The organism is Roseimicrobium sp. ORNL1, assembly GCF_011044495.1.
GTDB lineage: Bacteria > Verrucomicrobiota > Verrucomicrobiia > Verrucomicrobiales > Verrucomicrobiaceae > Roseimicrobium.
On the sequence record NZ_CP049143.1, the window covers coordinates 3,549,179 to 3,565,872 of the forward strand.

Below are 16,694 nucleotides of genomic sequence, written 5' to 3' on the forward strand. Positions count from 1 at the left end.
TTGCGTGCCCTTCACTCCTGCTGCTAGCACGGTGGTATCAGAGGGCAGGTTGGACGTGTCTCCAATGCGTAAAAAAAGGCGCGACCGAAGCCGCGCCTTTCTCTGATTGGAATACAATGCTGTCGTTGGGGCAACCCACCGCGCTTACATGTGCGCGATGATGTTGTCGCCGAACTCGCTGCACTTGATCTTCGTGGCACCTTCCATGAGGCGGGCGAAGTCGTAGGTCACCTTCTTGCTGCCGATGGCGCCGTTCAGGCCCTTGACGATGAGATCAGCCACGTCGTTCCAGCCCATGTAGCGGAACATCATTTCGCCGCTCAGCACCACGGAGCCGGGGTTCACCATGTCCTGGTCGGCGTACTTCGGAGCCGTGCCGTGAGTGGCTTCGAAGATGGCGTGACCGGAGATGTAGTTGATGTTGCCGCCAGGAGCGATGCCGATGCCGCCCACCTGCGCCGCGAGAGCGTCGCTGAGGTAGTCACCGTTCAGGTTCAGGGTGGCGATGACATCGAAGTCTTCCGGACGGGTCAGCACCTGCTGAAGGGTGATGTCCGCAATCGCGTCCTTGATGATGATGCCGTTGGGCAGCTTGCACCAGGGACCGCCGTCGATTTCCACCGCGCCGAATTCTTCCTTGGCCAGTTCATAACCCCAGTCGCGGAAGGCGCCTTCGGTGAACTTCATGATGTTGCCCTTGTGCACGAGGGTCACGCTCTTCTTGCCCTGCTCGATCGCGTACTTGATGGCCGCGCGCACGAGACGCTGGGTGCCGGGCTTGGACACAGGCTTGATGCCCACACCCACGCTATTGATGTCTTCCGCACCGAAGCGCACCTTCTTGAAATCCTTCGGATACTCGGCCTTGAGGAACTCGAGCACCTTGAGCGCCTCGGCGCTACCGGCCGCAAAGTCGATGCCGGCGTAGATGTCCTCGGTGTTCTCACGGAAGATGACCATGTCCACGGCTTCCGGGCGCTTCACGGGGCTGGGCACGCCGGTGAAGTACTGCACGGGGCGCAGGCACACGTAGAGGTCGAGGAGCTGGCGAAGGGCCACGTTCAGGGAGCGAATGCCACCGCCGACGGGCGTGGTGAGCGGTCCCTTGATGCCCACGAGAAATTCCTTGAAGGCCTCCACCGTGTCATCGGGGAGCCAGTTGTCGAACTTGGTCTTGCTGGCTTCACCGGCGAAGACTTCCATCCAGGAGATCTTCTTGCTGCCACCCGAGGCCTTTTCCACTGCGGCGTCGAACACGCGCACGCTGGAAGCCCAGATGTCCCGGCCCGTGCCGTCGCCGCGGATGAAGGGGATGATGGGATTGTTCGGGACGTTCAGCTTGCCGTTGCTGATGCTGATTTTTTCCCCGGAGGGGACGGTGCAGGTCGTGTAGGCCATGATGCGGTATAGGATCTAGCTTTGCGTGAATTCGTACAGAAAGCGGCGGGGCCGGCCGGGGAGGGGACCCCTCTGGCTCCGCAGGGGGCGCACATTAAGCAACAACCATGCTAGGGGTAAAGGGCAATCTTGATTTGGCGTGACCCGGCCCTGCGCCTGCGGCTTAGGTTGTCTTTTACGAATGGTTGAACTACAGAGCGTCACGACATTTCTGATGCCTGCGCCGCCCGCCACCCCAGCCTCTCTACCGGCCTCCCTGACCGCGGCGGCGTCCTTTCCCCGGGCGGTGCTGTTCCCGGTGTTTGTCATCTCCGGCATTTCCGCCCTCATCTACCAGATGGTGTGGCAGCGCATGCTGCTGATGATTTACGGGAGCAACTCCGAATCCGTCGCCATGGTGGTGGCGGCGTTCCTCATGGGGCTGGGCATTGGCAGCCTGCTGGGCGGCTGGATCTCCCAGAATGAAAAGCTGCCACTCGTCCTTTTCTTCTCCGCGGCCGAGCTGGGTGTGGGTGTGTATGGATTGTTCTCCGTGGCGCTCTTCCAATGGGTGGGCAGCATCACGGTGGGAGCAGGCTCCCTCATGACGGGAGCACTTTCATTCGCCCTGGTGTTCCTGCCGACTCTGCTGATGGGTTCCACGCTGCCGCTTCTGGTGGCCCAACAAGTACGTGCCACGGGTGACGTGGGAGACTCGGTGAGCTGGCTCTATTTTGTGAATACCCTGGGCGCGGCGGTGGGGGCATTTCTCGCGGCGATGTGGCTGCTCCGCGTCACTGGGTTAAGCGGGGCAGTGCAGGTGGCGGCAGCGCTCAATGTACTGGTTTCGCTGCTGGTGCTCGTGACTTGGATGCTGCGCAGGAGGGCAGCACGCGCGGCATCATGAGTGATACCTCTACCTCAACGGGGCGCCGTCTCACGCTGCCACAGGCCTGGCTGCTGAGCGCTGCCACCGGTTTCCTTTCGCTGGCGTGGGAGATCGTGTGGATGCGCCTCTACAATTTCACCACCTCCTCCCGTGCTCTGGCCTTCGGCCTTATGCTGGGGGCGTATCTGCTGGGCCTGGCCGTCGGCTCGTTGTGGAGCCGGAAGTGGCAGCGAATGGGTACGGAGGGAACCGAGCCCCTGGGTACGCTTGCCACCCTGATCAGCCGGGCAACTCTGGCCGCCTTTCTCGTGGTACCCCTCGTTTCATGGCTGGTGATGCTCTTGTGGTGGCCCTGGACCCTGCTCATCGTGATGGGTGCAGCGGCGGCGCTTGGGACCATCCTGCCGTTGATCTGTCATCTTGCCATTCCTCCTGATGCCCGGGCGGGTCAGCGCATGGCGGGGGTGTATCTGGCGAATATCATCGGCTCCGGAATGGGCAGCCTGCTGACAGGATTCGTGCTGATGGAGTGGCTGCCTCTGGTGTGGCTGTGCACGCTCCTGTTGCTCGGTGGGTTTGCCATTGCCCTTTCGTTGCGGCTTCGCGCTGGGCTCAGTGCGCAAGTCTACTCCACCAGTGCAGTTCTCCTGTTGATCGTGCCGGCCGTCGCGCTCGGGTATGCGAGCTTGTGGGAGCGCCTCCACTATCGCGGAGACTACACGTTGGGTATGCAGTTTGCGAAGACCATTGAAAGCCGTCACGGCGTCATTCATGTCGATTCGAACGGCACCATCTATGGCAATGGCGCTTACGACGGCTCCCTGGAAACCATCCTGAAGCCGGACTCCTGGCTGGTGCGTCCCTATTACATCTCCGCGCTGCATCCGAAGCCACGGCGCGTGCTGGTCATCGGTGTCTCCGGTGGTGCCTGGACACAGATTCTGGCTCATCATCCCGAAGTGGAGGAAGTCATTGGTGTGGAGATCAGCGAGCCCTACCTACGGCTCATTCACGATTCGCCCTCGGTGGCCAGCCTGCATCGCAATCCCAAGGTGAAGCTGGTCATTGATGACGGACGCCGCTGGTTGAAGCGAAACCCAACGGAGCGCTTTGATCTCATCATGATGAACACCACGCATCACTGGCGTGAGTTCGCCTCTGCGTTGCTTTCGCGTGAGTTTCTGGAGCTGGCCAAGTCACACCTGAGCCAGGGCGGCATCGTCGCGTGGAATACCACCGAGTCCCTGCGTTCCGCGAAGACCGGGCTCGTGGTGTTTCCGGAGAGCATCATGCTCATGAATTTCTTCGTGGGCAGCAATACTCCTCTGGTGGCGGACAAGGCGCGCTGGCGCTCCCTTCTGGAGCGTTGGCGCATCGATGATGTTCCCGTGTTTGATCTCACCACAGAACAAGGCCGGGCGGACCTGGAGAAATGTGCAGCCTTTCCCGACTACGAAGGGCCGTGGGAACAAACGCACCACTGGCGCTGGCACAACCGTGCTCATGTGGAAGCACGCGTGGGTGATGTGCCGATCATCACCGATGATAATCTCGGTCATGAGTTTGACTGGCAGAACTGGTAAGGAGGCGGGTAGGCCATGACCTTGCGCGAAATCGGACCATGCAGACTCGCCGCGCAGGGCATCACGACCGCGCACGGAAGCTCGCCTGCGGAAGTCGTCGCTCATCTCGGCGCGATGCAGGCGCAGGACTATCTGGGTGCGCTGTGGGGTGTTGGACTTCGGCTACCAGGCACCACGGAAGGCGAGGTGGAGCAGGCCATAGCGAATCGTGAAATCGTACGCACGTGGCCCATGCGAGGCACGCTGCATTTCGTGGCTGCAGCGGATGTGCGCTGGATGCTGAAGTTGATGACGCCACGCATCGTCGCAGGAAGCGCGGGACGTCATCGACAGCTTGAGCTGGATGAGGCCACCTTCAAACGCAGCGAGAAGCTGCTGGTGCGCGCGCTCAAAGGCGGGCAGGTGAGCACCCGGGGCGATTTGTTCGCCATGCTGGAGCGCAATCGCGTCGACCCCTCAGGGCAGCGAGGCATCCACATCCTTTCGAAGCTGGCCATGCAGGGCGTGCTCTGTTTTGGGCCTCGCGAAGGAAAGCAGCCCACCTTTGTGCTGCTGGATGATTGGGTGCCCGAGTCCCGCGCTCTTGAGCACGACGAGGCCATTGCTGAGATCGCGCGACGCTATTTCATGAGTCATGGCCCGGCCACGGTGACGGACTTCGTGGGATGGACCGGGCTGAAGGTCACTGAGGGCCGGCAAGGACTTGAAGCCGTGTCCGGGGAGTTGCACAAGGATGTCATCAAAGGTGTGGAATACTGGATGGCGCCTTCTGTCGCGGCAGCTGCATCACCAAAAGTAAAAGGCAAAAGCAGCACCGTCCACCTTCTGCCTGGCTTTGATGAATTCGTGCTCGGCTACAAGGACCGGACGACCGTGATCCCGCCGGAGCACATGAACAAGATCGTGCCGGGTGGCAATGGCATGTTCATGCCGACCATCGTGAGCCGTGGACAGGTAGTGGGTCTCTGGAAGCGTACGTTAAAAGGGAAGAGTGCCCAGGTGGAGTGCATGCCCTTTGGCAAACTCACTGCAGCAGAACTGAAGGCGAGTGGCAGACAGGTTGCGCGCTATGGTGAGTTCCTCGGTGTGGAGACGGCGAACTCCTGAACAGCCCAGCGGCGCGAATAGCAGGTCTGCTTACTCGCGGGTTGATACTACCTGCACATCCAGGAAATCCCGAAACACCTGCACGTCCACGATGATGTCATCCTTCAAAAGCTGAAACAGCAGGACGTTCCTGGGCAGTTTGACCTCTTTCCCGATGAAGAGTGCGCGATAGGCGGCGAGCGGCAGAGTGGCGAACTCCGCGTCCACAGAATCTTCCGGATCCCGCTTGTTGAACTGGTGTACGTGCAGACGTTCTTGAAGCAGAATATCCCCAAAGGTGGTTTGCGGGGAGTTACGCAGGTCGACACCGTTTGGGTCAAGGTGATCCGCGTGACCCAGGCGTGCTCGATAGGAGAAGAGTGCACCTGCCATTTTAGGGGGCGCCGGAGGCAAGCCCGGGACGCGCATGGCGGGCAGTAGCTGTTCGTTGGCTTCCGCAGGAAGGATGGGCGGCAGATTTTGACCCTCGACGGATGTCTTGTTGGCAGGCGTGATCTGCTTCCAGACTGCAGGAGGCGCGCCCGCCTGCAACGAGGGCGTGCGGCCACCAGAAGTGCCGGGCTTCGATTTCAGCAGAGCTTCCTGCTGGGCGTAGAGTTTTCTCGCGTCAGCAGCGGGATCGCTTGTTGGATTTCGCGTGCTCGTCTGAGCCCCACTCGCTGCATGGCGTTGTGACTCGGTGACGTCCTCCTCGCTTCCAAGATACTGTGTGATCCAAACGGCAGGCACGGCGAGGTAGAGTGCGGCAAGCACCAGGGATCCATGAAGGACCAGACGCTGTGCCATGGCGGTGACGGCGAGAAGGACGGCAATGAGGAACAGCGGGGCGCACACCGCCAGGGAGCCTGGTGACTGAATCATCAGGCCAAGACCCACGACGAGACAGATCCAGGCGACGACCACGGCCCATATCCCAGCTCCAAGAGGGGTGCGCAGAGGGGGCATGGGAGCATCCGGCGTCTCGTCTTCCACGGAGGCCAGTTCTTCTTCAAGAGTCAGGCGGGTCGTGTCGCCGGACCGTGCAGGCTTCCCCTCAGGCGTGACGGGGAACGCCTTCGCTCCACGCGCCTTGCTTAATACCTTCGCCTCCCGCATGGAGGGGATGAAGGCCGCTCCCCGACGCCCGGACTCGGCCGCTGGGGTGCCGTGGAGTTGTCGCACGCGACGCACCATGAAGGCCAGGATGAGCGCGGAGAAAAGGATGATACCTCCCAGGACTGCGCCGCCAGCCAGCAGGCCCGACTTGTGCTCTTTCACTACGCTGGTCCACTCTTGATCGGAGGCGCCTTCGGCTGTTTCGCCGTCGATAGCCGCCAGTAGAACCAGGGGACCTGAGCTCGCTGTGCGCTCTTGTGGCAATATAGGTGGCGCGGCCTCCAGATGCGAAGCCGCCATCAGCATCACCAGCAGCAGAAACGCCATGATCCCCGGTCTGATGAGCGCCAGGCGATCCGTGACGTTCGTGTGGATGGAAACTTTCGTCATCAAGCAGACGCACCCGGTACCATCACCCGTGGGGAGGAACACCCTTGTTCTCCCAAGATCGCTGATTGTCGGACGCGCCGCTCTCATAGCAGGCTGGCCTTCAGTGTACAGTGGAAATCATGACCTGTCTCCTGGCAAAACGTGGCCTCTCGCAGGAGCCTCCGACCCGGAGTTGCAGGCTGGACACCCCGGAATATTCACAATATTCTGTGGCTTCACACGTTCCATCAACGCATGAAATTCCCGCTCCTCCCTGCGCTTCTGGTCCTTTCAGGCGTGACCATCACCGCAGCCTCCTTGCCCGGCCAGAGCAGTACCCCGGGAGCAGCCATCGCGTCTGAAGCCCGTCTCCTGACGGACCTGGTAGTCGGAGACCAGCTCTGGACGGCCACCTCGGAGCAGTTCGAGCAGAAGTTCCGCAACTTGGGACTGCAGTGGCTCTCTCCGACCAAGGAGCAGGCACGCTTCTTTGGGAACTATGCCGTTTGGAGTCCCAAGCTCAAGGTCACTGAGGCCATCGTTGACTTCCAGTCGGGCAAACTGGCACGGGTAAATCTGGCCATGTTCACCCGTGGCGACAGTGCGGTGAGCCTGGATTCCCGGGAGGCGTTTGAGAAGCGGGTGGAGGAGATCAAAGCAGACATCACCGGGGTGCTTGGTGTGCAGCCCACGGAGCGTGGCAAGGACAGCCAGAGCGCGGTGAAGGCCATGGGCTGGATGTGGGTGAAACCGCCGACCGCTTACCTGCTGGAATACAGCTATGTGAAGGAGTTGAAATCCCGCGGCCAGGAGTTCCGGCCAGAGTTCATCCGCCTGCGCGTGGCGGAGATTCCCAAGCAGCAGGGCCTGCTTGCCGCCAGTCAGGGCACGGCCAATGGAAACACACCAGTGGCCAAGTCCTCCCTCGCTGCCAATGTCACGCGTGACGCGAATGGAGATGTGGTAATCAAGAACGTGCCGATGGTCGATCAGGGCCCCAAGGGCTACTGTGCCGTGGCCACCACCGAGCGTGTCTTCCGCTACTACGGGCTCAATGTGGATCAGCATGAGATGGCCCAGATTGCCAACACCTCCGAAGGTGGCGGCACCAGCCCGACGGCTATGTTTGAAGCCCTGGAGAAAATCGAGGGCCGCATGCGCGTGCGCGTCCGTGCCATCCAGAAGTGGGACTTCAAGGAATTCACCAACATGCTGGATGACTACAACCGCGAAGCGAAGCGCAACGACAAGCGTGAGATCCACCTGCCTAGTGGTGGCGTGATCGACATCGGCGACATCTACTCGTCCATGGATCCGGCTTCCTTAAAGGCCAGCCGTTCGGAGAAGAACAAATCAGGCTATGGAAAATTCCAGCGCTCCGTGCTGGAGATGATCGAGCGTGGCGTGCCGATCATGTGGGGCGTGCAACTTGGTCTCTTCAAGGAAGGCGATCTCCCACAGTCGGGTGGCGGCCACATGCGCCTCATCATCGGCTACAACCCCAAGACATCCGAGCTTCTCTACTCAGACTCCTGGGGTGCCGAGCATGCCCTGAAGCGCATGCCCATGGACGAGGGCTTCTCCATGACCACGGGGATGTATTACATCGAGCCAATGAAGTAGGGGAGAAGAAACTACCCGGCGGTCTACAGTGGAAGCGTTCTTCGACCTGTTCTTTCTCTTTCTCAAGCTCCTCCTGGACGCGGGTGGACTGATGTTCCAGTTCGCTTGCACCCTTGCAGAGATGGCAACGACGCCCTTGCGATTTGTGTTCAGCAAGGACTACCGTCAGCGCGTTCTAAAGGACTGGGATGGGAACCGCGCACGTTGTCTTGGAGACTTGGTGGGGGGCTCGCTTGTCCTCCTCGGTGTGGCCGCCTTGCTCAGCTGGTCGGCGACGCTGCTGATCTGAGCCCCGTGGCTTGAACGCATGGTGTCGTATGCCATCGGGCGTGTAGAATGCACTCGCAAAGCGAATCGTGAAGTGCGTTATACTTGTCATGTCGCGTCTTCGCATCCTTTGCCTTCTGCCGTTGCTCTCCCTTCTGACGATTCCTGTCCTCGGGGCGGAGAAGCTTCTGAAGGTGACACTCCTTGAGACGAAGGCTCCGTCCTTCAAGGCAGATATCCCCTACAAAGTTGGCGACGGCCTGAGTGAGTACGAGAAGGAGCGCTGCAAGCTGGATCTCTACCTTCCCACTAAAGTGAAGAACTTCCCCGTAGTCGTGTGGTTTCACGGAGGCGGACTGACGGGTGGCCAGAAGGCAGGCGGAGATACTGCGAAGGTCATCGAAAGCTGGGTGAAGGAAGGGATCGCCGTAGCCAGCGTGAACTATCGCCTCAGTCCAAAGGTGAAGTTTCCCGCGTACATCGAGGACGGCGCGGCTGCGGTCGCCTGGGTGCAGAAGAACATCGCCTCGCATGGCGGCGATCCGAGGCGCGTGTTCATCGGCGGTCACTCCGCGGGGGCGTATCTTTCGATGATGCTGGGACTTGATACGAAGTACCTGACCGCTGCAGGTGTGGAGCCCACCTCCATCGCCGGACTGCTCCCGGTGAGCGGGCAGACCATGACCCACTTCACCGTACGCGAGGAGAGGGGACTGCCGAAGGATGATGTCATCGCAGATGAAGCGGCGCCCATTCACTTCGTGCGGAAGGATGCGCCACCCATGCTCCTGCTCATGGGAGACAAGGACTGGCCCGCACGGTTGGAGGAGAACCAGTACTTCGCTGCACTCTTCAAGGTGAAGAAGCACGAGCACACCACCCTCATCGTGGTGCCGGACCGGACGCACGGCACCATCTTTGGCAAATTGCAGGAGGAAGGCGATGCCGGTCGCGCAGCCGTGCTGAAGTTCATCGCGGATCCGATTGCCTTCGGGAAGCAGGGGTGAACGTGTATGGAAAGCCTCAGGTAAGGCGGCGGAAAGTTCTGCAATTCCGGACATGAAGTCTCCCGCCAGATGCGAATCTGGTATGCCATCCCATGCTCGCAAACCTCAAAGAACACTGGCACGAACTCAAAAGCAGCCGTCCGGGACATCGCTTTCAAGATCGGTACAATCGCCGAAGGAAGGAGCATCGCGGGAGCTTCCATTGGGGACGGTGGCTGAATATCCTTGGCGGTGTGCTCTTGCTGCTGGTGGGCCTGTTCATGCTGGCCGCTCCTGGACCGGGACTCTTGGTGGAGGTCGCTGGTCTGTCCCTGTTGGGAAGCGAGTTTCTTACCCTGGCTCGCTTTCTGGATTGGGCGGAAGTCAGGCTGCGCAAAATTCTCTCTTGGGCCAGGCGATGGTGGAAGCGCTCTGGTTGGCTCGCCCGGGGGACGGTGATTTTAGTGATCTGTCTGATGCTGGCCGGGGTGGCCTGCGGTGGATATGTGTTTTTGCAGAAATGGTAGGACAACGGACTGCTCTTGATTCTTGCGCAAGATCTCCTATTTTTTTCCAGAGCGATTCGGAGCAAATCCGCGATCTTGCCTGGTCTTGCGTACATGACAATTCCCCCTGAAGAAGAACGATTGCACCATGGCCGCACCACGCACGCGGTGTTTCGCGTGGGACAGACAGTGCGCCGCCTCAATCCCCATCCGAACGAGCTGGCACCGGCGCTACTTCGTTTTCTGGAACAGGCAGGCTTTCAGGGGGCGCCCAAGTTTTTCGGCATGGATGAGCAGGGTCGTGAAATGCTCAGCTACATCCCGGGCACAGTACCAGTGGAGTTGTTCCACCACACGGATGATCATCTTGTCGCCGCCGCACGACTCCTCCGTTCTTTTCACGATGTTACCACAGGTTTTCCCGGCAGAGATGGCGCGGAGGTCATCTGCCACAATGACTTCTCCCCGGGGAATTGTGTTTATGTCGATGGCTATCCCACTGCCATGATCGATTTCGATACTCTCGCTCCCGGCTCAAGGCTGTGGGATCTGGGGTACTCCACACCGACATTTTTGAACCTGGGTCATCCAGACTACTCGGCGGAGACGCAGATGCGCCGCATGCGCTTGTTTGCTGCCGCATACGGTCTGTCCCCGGACAGCATGAGTGATCTTGTCGTACACATCGCGGCAAATCTGGCTTCGTGTGCACGGTGGGCGCATGACGTCCGGTGCATGGACATTTCCGAGTGGGCCTCGAGTCGGCGAGACTGGTTTGTGACTCACATTCTTGATACCGTACTCCCGTCCCGTCGCGGTCGGATCACTGCGGTTCGGGATATCCAGAGGGAACCTGAGGCACCCGCATCATGGCAGGACTGGGAGAGGCTCGTGCTGACCTGAGCGGGCGCACGCATCGCCCTCAATAGTTGTTCACGAGGAAATAAGACGGTGGCTCCAACTCAAAAGGCGCACCGGCGTCTTGCCCGACAGACTCGGGCTGTTGCTCGCCGGGATAGGGGAGACGCATCCAGTGAATCTCACAATCCACGCCGCTGTCTGCGGAGAGGCGATGGCAGAAATCTTCCGGCGAACCTTCCAAGCTTCCTTGGTAAGTAAGAAGGCCAAGCTTCTGAAACCCCAAATGCTGGGATTCGATGGCCGAATCCAAAACAGCGGCGTCGCTGAGCGATCCCATCAAGAAGAGGAATGACTGTGTGCCGGCGGTGAGGGACATAAGCGGGGGGGAGGGCAACCCCTACGAGTTCCACCATTCCACGTTTGCGTCCATGAAAAAAATCACGAACCGGGCCGTCCTAAGGATAGGACAACTTGATTATTTACCCATCAGGTACATCCCTCCGACCAGGAGCGCCATGCCGCCCACATTCACGAGCTTGATGGGCTGGCCATCGATCCACATGGCAATGAGCGCGGCCCAGATAAAGGTGGTCGCATAGATGGGATAAAGCACCGTGAGCGAGCCGCCTCGTTTGAAAGCCGCCACAAAGAGCGTCATCACCCCCACATAGCAGACAACCCCCAGGAGGATGCGGACATTCAGCAGGTAGCTGGTCAGTCCTCCCACGGCCTGGCGCGCGCCTTCGCGATAGAGGAACTGACCGGCAGCGCCCAAGAATGAGGCCGCCAGAAAACAGATAATCGAGACGAGAGGTGTCTTCATGGAGTGTCATTCACGCTCCACACGAGCAAAATGCAATGGCCTGTCGTGGGATTGGGGAGAGCTTATCGGCTCGCGATGAGCGACAGCGGCGCCGTCATTTCTCTGCTCGCTTCCACAAGCCTGACCCGGGACCTGCCTGCCTGAGCCACCCGATACTCGTAGCTGATGGAGACCATCAGGATGCGGTCGCCCGTGTAGAGGGGCCCCTTGAAACCACTGAGCAGGGGCTGGGCGATTTCGCTGTTCTTGTATCGCTCGAAGAGGAAGCATGGGTACACGTGATCGCTCTTCGGCTGCTCGCGGCTCTTCTCGAACACGAATCGTTCCCGCCCGTCCTCGTGGGAATGGTTGAGCAGGCGCATGAACGTCCCGCCTTGAGAGGCATCGCGGACTTCCGTCACGCTATTCAGCGGGGCGTGCACGAAGCTCGCCAGCGTGTCGTAGTCCAGGGCCTCCTCGGCGTCGAGATTCTTGCCGGTCTTACCCCAGTCATTGGACATGATCCACTTGCCGCCCCGCTTCTTGGCGAAAGCCAGTTCGTCGTCCACCTTGATCCGCTCCACCTCAGGATACTGGTCATACTGGAACTTCAGCGCCTTCCCCTCCGGAGTGGTGATGCTCACGTGGGCAACCAGATGGTGTTGTGCCGCCAGATCACGGGAGTACTTGAGCGCTCCCGCCACGAAGTCCCCATGGTACTCCTCCCCGGCTCCCACCGAAAACGGAGAGGCGAGCAGGGTGGCAGCGACACAGGCAAAAGCGGTGACACGTGAAGAGGCGGCAGCAAACGGATTCATGGTTGATGCAGACTGCATGTCAGCATCACGGATGGCTGTGACGAAACCGTTTCGGCCGACGTTTTTGTCTGACGCTTTTGGCTCGGGATCGGAATCGTCTCCCCGGCAGCAATCATCGGATCACTGAAGTGGTAAATGCCTCATCAAAACTGCGATTCGTCTGCACGTCGATGCGTAACCAGTAACCAGCATGCTGGCGCTTGTTCGACGCCGACCTCTGTCCCATTATCCTTCCACCCATCCCAGACCGCCGCACCGTCCTACCGATCACCGTCGCACCGCTATGCCACTCCTCGAACTCCGCCATGTGTCCAAGTCCTATGTCGAGCCCGCTGCAGGAGCCACGGTGCCGGTGCTGAAGGACATCAGCTTCACCCTTGAGAAAGGGGAGTCGGTGGCCATCGTCGGCCCCTCGGGGTGCGGCAAGAGCACCTTGCTCAACATTCTGGGTACCCTCGATGAGCCGGATGGTGGCGAGTACCTTTTTAACGGAGAATCGTTAAAAGGGGCGTCGGCAGAAAAGCTTAGTCAACTCCGCAGCCAGCATATCGGTTTCATCTTCCAGCTCCACCACCTCCTACCGCAGTGCACGGTGTTGGAGAATGTCCTTCTCCCGACCCTTGCGTTGAAACCTGCGCCGGATCCCAAGGTGGTCCGTGACCGGGCGATGGAGCTGCTTTCCAAAGTCGGACTGGAGCCGCGGGCCGGCTATCGGCCAGCCCAGCTCTCCGGCGGCGAGCGCCAGCGAGTGGCGGTGGTACGTGCGCTGATCAACTCGCCGCACCTCATCCTCGCCGACGAGCCGACGGGGGCGCTTGATGAGGAAAATGCCGATACTTTGACCAAGTTGATGATCAATTTGGTGGAGAATATCGGCATATCTTTAGTGCTAGTGACGCACCAACTCACTCAGGCCGAGCGCATGAAGCGAGTTCTCAAACTTCACACCGGCAATCTGGTGTCCTAAGCAGAACCACAAGTTCTTATGAACAGCACTTCTCTGATTCTGCAGAGCGCCCGGCACTACTGGAAGAGCCACCTCGGCCTGCTCTTCGGCGCGTTTCTGGCCTCCGCCATCCTCAGCGGCTCGCTCGTGGTGGGCGATTCAGTTCGCGCCAGCCTGCGTAAGGCGGCAGCCCAGCGGCTGGGAAACATCCAGTCTGGCATGCTCGGCGGTGACCGGTGGTTCACTGAAGAGCTGGCCCGAAAGGACGGAGCAGCTCCGGTCATCATTCTCAACGCCTCGGTCAGCGAATCCTCGGGCAAGGCTCGCGTAAACGCCGTTCAAGTACTTGGCGTGGATGCTGAGTTCTGGAAGCTGAGTCCCAGTGGTCGCCAGGTTTTTCCGGAGAAGTCAGAAAAATCCTCCCCGTTGGCGGTCAATGAATCTCTGGCCCGGAAGCTCGGAGTGAAGGTGGGAGACACGGTCGTGGTGCGCATGGAGCGCCCCAGCGCGATCTCCAAGGACGCTCCGCTCTCCGGCAGCACGAATGATGAGACTACCCTACGGCGGACGGTGACAGCGGTGGTTCCTGCGGAGGACTTTGGACATTTCCAACTCACCGCTTCGCAGACGGGGAATGACACGCTTTTCCTGCCACTCGCCGAACTTCAGGCGGAACTGGAGAAGGCCGGACGGGTGAATGCTTGGTTCCAACCCTTGCTTTATGAAGCCATCGAACACCCGACCCTCGGAGGGGAGACGCTTGAGGACTTTGCCCTCAAGCTCACCAAAGTGGATGGAGCCGTTCCAGAATGGGAACTCAGCACCGACCGTGTGTTCCTCGATGAGGTGATCGCGGAGAAGGTGCTGAAGGCCCGGCCGGGTGCCTACGGAGTGCTCACTTATTTGGTGAACGGGCTCTCTTCACAGAAATCCAAGGAGCGTACGCCCTATTCCATGGTCACTGCCATTCCTGCCGAGCGCTTCTCGGCGCTTGGTGTCAACCTGTCGGCGAACCATGCTGGTTCTGCCGAGAGACCTGCTGCCGTGAGCCAGTGGCTCGCAGAAGATCTCAACCTCGCGCTCGGCGATACCTTCGAGCTGCGGTACTTCAGCGTGGGGCTCGGCAGGGAACTGCAGGAACGCAACGCCTCCTTCACCGTCCGGGGTATCATCCCCATGGACCAGCCAGCACTCAACAAGAGCTGGACCCCGAACTTTCCCGGCGTCTCAGACGTGGACAACTGCCGTGACTGGCAGCCTGGCATTCCGGTAAAGCTGGATGCTATTCGGGACAAGGACGAGAAATACTGGGACGACTTCCATGGGACCCCCAAGGCATTTATCCCGTTGAATGTGGGAAAAGAACTTTGGGGCAATCGATTCGGAAATCTGACCTCGATCCGCTTCCCTCATAAGGGTGAAGACGAGAAATCATTACGGGCAGAGCTTGTTAAGTTACTCCAACTCTCTGACATAGGCCTTGTTGTGCGAGACTTTAAATCCGAGGCCAACGCAGCCGCCAAGGGCAGTGTGGACTTTGGTGGTCTTTTTGTCGGCCTAAGCATGTTTTTGATAGCCTCGGCGCTTATTTTTAGTGCCTTACTTTTCCTTTTCACGCTTGAAAAGCGCGTGCCTCAGGTTGGCCTGCTGCTGGCCATTGGCTGGACCCCCAAGCAAGTCCGCCTCACCCTTTTGGGCGAGGCAGGCATTATTGCGCTGGTCGGAACCGCCCTTGGACTGCTAGGTGGGGTGGCCTACACCAAGCTCGCGCTGGCGGGACTGAACAGCGTGTGGAGCGGTGCCACGGTGGGCATGAAACTCATCTACGATGGCCAACCTGACACGCTCGCCATCGCGTTTGTTTCCAGCATCCTTGCCAGCATGGGCATCCTCTGGCTGGCTAGCCGACGCCTGCTCAAGACCTCCGCCCGCGAACTCCTTGCGGGAGAAGTCGCGGAGCCTCCTGCAAAATCCGGAAAAAAGCGACACGCTATCGGAGCTTCCACGCCTGCCCCCAAGACTGGTTTCTTTGGTGCCTACTGGTCTCCCATCCTGTGCGTTGTCCTGGCGATGGGCCTGTCGTTCGCTGGTGGCTCCGCGGGGAGTCCAGAAGCCGTGGCGGGCATGTTCTTCGGCGCAGGATTCCTGTTGCTGCTGGCGGGGCTGTTGGTGGCCCGCCGGTGGCTCATGAGTCTGGAACCCGACGGCTCGACTGGCGCGCACTCCGTGGCCAGCTCTTTGGGCGCGATTGGCCTCCGTAATGTCACCCGCCGTCGCGGACGGTCGCTTTCGGTCATCGGGATGATGGCAGGTGGGGTGTTTCTCGTCATCGCCGTGAATGCCTTCCGCCTTTCGGCGAACAATGACCCGGCCCGCCGGGACACGGGGACGGGTGGCTTTGCCCTGCTTGGGGAGAGCACGCTCCCGATCTATGAGGACCTCAACTCCGAGCCCGCCTGGGACACCTTCGCCCTGGACGAGAAGCTCATGAAGAAGGTGAGCGTCGTGCCCTTCCGCATCCGTGAGGGAGATGACGCGAGCTGCTTGAACCTCAACCGCGCCCAGAACCCGGTCATTTCAGCGGTGAATCCGGCACGTCTCGCCGGCGCTGATGGACAGAAGGATCGCTTTGCTTTCGCGTCTGGTTCGTGGTCGTTCATCGCGGGCAAGGCGGCGGAGAACGAGCCTATCCCGGCTATTGCCGACCAGGCCACCGCACTCTGGGGCCTGGGCAAGGGAGTGGGGGACACGCTGGCCTATACGGACGCTGCCGGAAAAACGTTCCACGTGAAACTCGTGGCCCTGCTCGCGGGCAGTGTGCTGCAGGGGAAGCTCATCATCAGTGAGGAGAACTTCCTTGCGCGTTATCCTGACGCGGCGGGTTACCGGTTCTTCCTCATCGATGCTCCTGTTGACTCTGCCACTGCTATCAGCGGCCAGCTCACGAAGCAGGTGCAGACACGAGGCCTCGCCATCGAGCCTGCGGCGGATCGACTCGCGGCTTTCCAGGCAGTGCAGAATACCTACATCGGCATCTTCACGGTGCTGGGTGGGCTGGGAGTTCTGCTGGGCACCGCTGGTCTCGGTGTGCTGGCGGCGCGGAACATCCTGGAACGGAAAGGCGAATTCGGCCTCATGCAGGCACTGGGTTTCCTACCGGCGAGACTCCGCGCCATGGTGCTCAGCGAGCATGCCGCGTTGCTGGCTGCGGGATTGATTCTCGGCCTTGTAAGCGCCGCGCTCACGGTGTGGCCGAACGTGAAGCAGTCCGGCGGCGCGCTGCCCGTGGGCTTCCTCCTGTGGCTCAATCTTGGCATCCTCGCCTTCGGCGTAGCCGTGTGCTGGCTGGCCGCGAGATTGGCCTTGAGTGGCCGACTGCTGGATGCGGTGAGGCGGGAGTAGGAAGGGGGCTAGATGTCTGTGAAGCCGGGGGACGGAATCAGGACCGGGTTCAAAAGAAACAAG

General features: G+C 60.2%; 15 protein-coding genes. 10 read left to right on the plus strand and 5 right to left on the minus strand.

The features are described 5' to 3' along the window. Nucleotides 1-144: 144 nt before the first annotated feature. The gene (gene icd, locus G5S37_RS14250) at nt 145-1,398 is read right to left on the minus strand and encodes an NADP-dependent isocitrate dehydrogenase (RefSeq protein WP_165205028.1); all 1,254 of its coding nucleotides are present in this window, start codon (nt 1,396-1,398) and stop codon (nt 145-147) included. Nucleotides 1,399-1,612: 214 nt separating this feature from the next. On the opposite strand from icd, the gene G5S37_RS14255 reads away from it, so the two are divergent. Genes G5S37_RS14255 through G5S37_RS14265 form a run of 3 tightly spaced genes read left to right on the plus strand, consistent with a single transcriptional unit; the run spans nt 1,613 to nt 4,956 of the window. Continuing rightward, a complete protein-coding gene (locus G5S37_RS14255; protein ID WP_165205030.1) occupies nt 1,613-2,284 on the plus strand; it encodes a hypothetical protein in 672 nt (223 codons plus the stop codon). Then, the gene (locus G5S37_RS14260) at nt 2,281-3,849 is read left to right on the plus strand and encodes a methyltransferase domain-containing protein (protein WP_165205032.1); all 1,569 of its coding nucleotides are present in this window, start codon (nt 2,281-2,283) and stop codon (nt 3,847-3,849) included. Before G5S37_RS14255 ends, G5S37_RS14260 begins: the two co-directional genes overlap by 4 nt. Nucleotides 3,850-3,864: 15 nt before the next feature. Continuing rightward, nucleotides 3,865-4,956 carry a winged helix DNA-binding domain-containing protein gene (locus G5S37_RS14265; RefSeq protein ID WP_165205034.1) on the plus strand — a complete coding sequence of 364 codons (1,092 nt, stop codon included), beginning with the start codon at nt 3,865-3,867 and terminating at the stop codon, nt 4,954-4,956. 30 nt (nt 4,957-4,986) lie between these two features. Here G5S37_RS14265 and G5S37_RS14270 read toward each other — a convergent pair whose 3' ends face one another. Next, nucleotides 4,987-6,444 (minus strand): hypothetical protein, encoded by a 1,458-nt coding sequence (locus tag G5S37_RS14270; protein WP_206026448.1) that lies wholly within the window; start codon nt 6,442-6,444, stop codon nt 4,987-4,989. Between the two features lie 231 nt (nt 6,445-6,675). Here G5S37_RS14270 and G5S37_RS14275 point away from each other — a divergent pair, with 231 nt between their 5' ends. From G5S37_RS14275 to G5S37_RS14295, 5 genes are all read left to right on the plus strand, one after another. Further along, nucleotides 6,676-8,043, plus strand: a complete 1,368-nt coding sequence (locus tag G5S37_RS14275) for a hypothetical protein (protein ID WP_165205038.1) — start codon at nt 6,676-6,678, stop codon at nt 8,041-8,043. Between the two features lie 28 nt (nt 8,044-8,071). Then, nucleotides 8,072-8,332: a hypothetical protein gene (locus G5S37_RS14280; RefSeq protein ID WP_165205040.1), complete on the plus strand. Its 261-nt coding sequence runs from the start codon at nt 8,072-8,074 to the stop codon at nt 8,330-8,332. 88 nt (nt 8,333-8,420) lie between these two features. After that, on the plus strand, nt 8,421-9,317 hold the full coding sequence (locus G5S37_RS14285) for an alpha/beta hydrolase (RefSeq protein ID WP_165205042.1): 897 nt from the start codon (nt 8,421-8,423) through the stop codon (nt 9,315-9,317). A gap of 92 nt (nt 9,318-9,409) precedes the next feature. Further along, nucleotides 9,410-9,823, plus strand: coding sequence for a PGPGW domain-containing protein (locus tag G5S37_RS14290; protein ID WP_165205044.1), 414 nt, complete (start codon nt 9,410-9,412; stop codon nt 9,821-9,823). A gap of 93 nt (nt 9,824-9,916) precedes the next feature. Then, entirely contained in the window at nt 9,917-10,705 is a 789-nt protein-coding gene (locus G5S37_RS14295; RefSeq protein ID WP_165205046.1) for a phosphotransferase, read from the plus strand. Nucleotides 10,706-10,724: 19 nt separating this feature from the next. Here the strand turns inward: G5S37_RS14295 and G5S37_RS14300 are convergent, their stop codons facing one another. The 3 genes from G5S37_RS14300 to G5S37_RS14310 form a co-directional block, all read right to left on the minus strand. Continuing rightward, nucleotides 10,725-11,039, minus strand: coding sequence for a hypothetical protein (locus G5S37_RS14300; protein ID WP_165205048.1), 315 nt, complete (start codon nt 11,037-11,039; stop codon nt 10,725-10,727). A 99-nt stretch (nt 11,040-11,138) separates the two neighbouring features. Beyond that, nucleotides 11,139-11,486, minus strand: coding sequence for a hypothetical protein (locus tag G5S37_RS14305; RefSeq protein ID WP_165205050.1), 348 nt, complete (start codon nt 11,484-11,486; stop codon nt 11,139-11,141). A 62-nt stretch (nt 11,487-11,548) separates the two neighbouring features. Next, nucleotides 11,549-12,283, minus strand: a complete 735-nt coding sequence (locus G5S37_RS14310) for a hypothetical protein (protein ID WP_165205052.1) — start codon at nt 12,281-12,283, stop codon at nt 11,549-11,551. Nucleotides 12,284-12,590: 307 nt separating this feature from the next. Here G5S37_RS14310 and G5S37_RS14315 point away from each other — a divergent pair, with 307 nt between their 5' ends. Both G5S37_RS14315 and G5S37_RS14320 read left to right on the plus strand, forming a co-directional pair. After that, nucleotides 12,591-13,250, plus strand: coding sequence for an ABC transporter ATP-binding protein (locus G5S37_RS14315; protein WP_240914874.1), 660 nt, complete (start codon nt 12,591-12,593; stop codon nt 13,248-13,250). An 18-nt stretch (nt 13,251-13,268) separates the two neighbouring features. Continuing rightward, complete coding sequence (locus tag G5S37_RS14320; RefSeq protein WP_165205054.1) at nt 13,269-16,631, plus strand: ABC transporter permease; 3,363 nt, start codon at nt 13,269-13,271, stop codon at nt 16,629-16,631. Nucleotides 16,632-16,694 lie beyond the last annotated feature (63 nt).

Coding starts and splice junctions, on each gene's coding strand:
- icd (WP_165205028.1), bottom strand. CDS start 1,398: ATGGCCTACACGACCTGCACCGTCCCCTCCGGGGAAAAAATCAGCATC.
- G5S37_RS14255 (WP_165205030.1), top strand. CDS start 1,613: ATGCCTGCGCCGCCCGCCACCCCAGCCTCTCTACCGGCCTCCCTGACC.
- G5S37_RS14260 (WP_165205032.1), top strand. CDS start 2,281: ATGAGTGATACCTCTACCTCAACGGGGCGCCGTCTCACGCTGCCACAG.
- G5S37_RS14265 (WP_165205034.1), top strand. CDS start 3,865: ATGACCTTGCGCGAAATCGGACCATGCAGACTCGCCGCGCAGGGCATC.
- G5S37_RS14275 (WP_165205038.1), top strand. CDS start 6,676: ATGAAATTCCCGCTCCTCCCTGCGCTTCTGGTCCTTTCAGGCGTGACC.
- G5S37_RS14285 (WP_165205042.1), top strand. CDS start 8,421: ATGTCGCGTCTTCGCATCCTTTGCCTTCTGCCGTTGCTCTCCCTTCTG.
- G5S37_RS14290 (WP_165205044.1), top strand. CDS start 9,410: ATGCTCGCAAACCTCAAAGAACACTGGCACGAACTCAAAAGCAGCCGT.
- G5S37_RS14295 (WP_165205046.1), top strand. CDS start 9,917: ATGACAATTCCCCCTGAAGAAGAACGATTGCACCATGGCCGCACCACG.
- G5S37_RS14300 (WP_165205048.1), bottom strand. CDS start 11,039: ATGTCCCTCACCGCCGGCACACAGTCATTCCTCTTCTTGATGGGATCG.
- G5S37_RS14305 (WP_165205050.1), bottom strand. CDS start 11,486: ATGAAGACACCTCTCGTCTCGATTATCTGTTTTCTGGCGGCCTCATTC.
- G5S37_RS14310 (WP_165205052.1), bottom strand. CDS start 12,283: ATGAATCCGTTTGCTGCCGCCTCTTCACGTGTCACCGCTTTTGCCTGT.
- G5S37_RS14320 (WP_165205054.1), top strand. CDS start 13,269: ATGAACAGCACTTCTCTGATTCTGCAGAGCGCCCGGCACTACTGGAAG.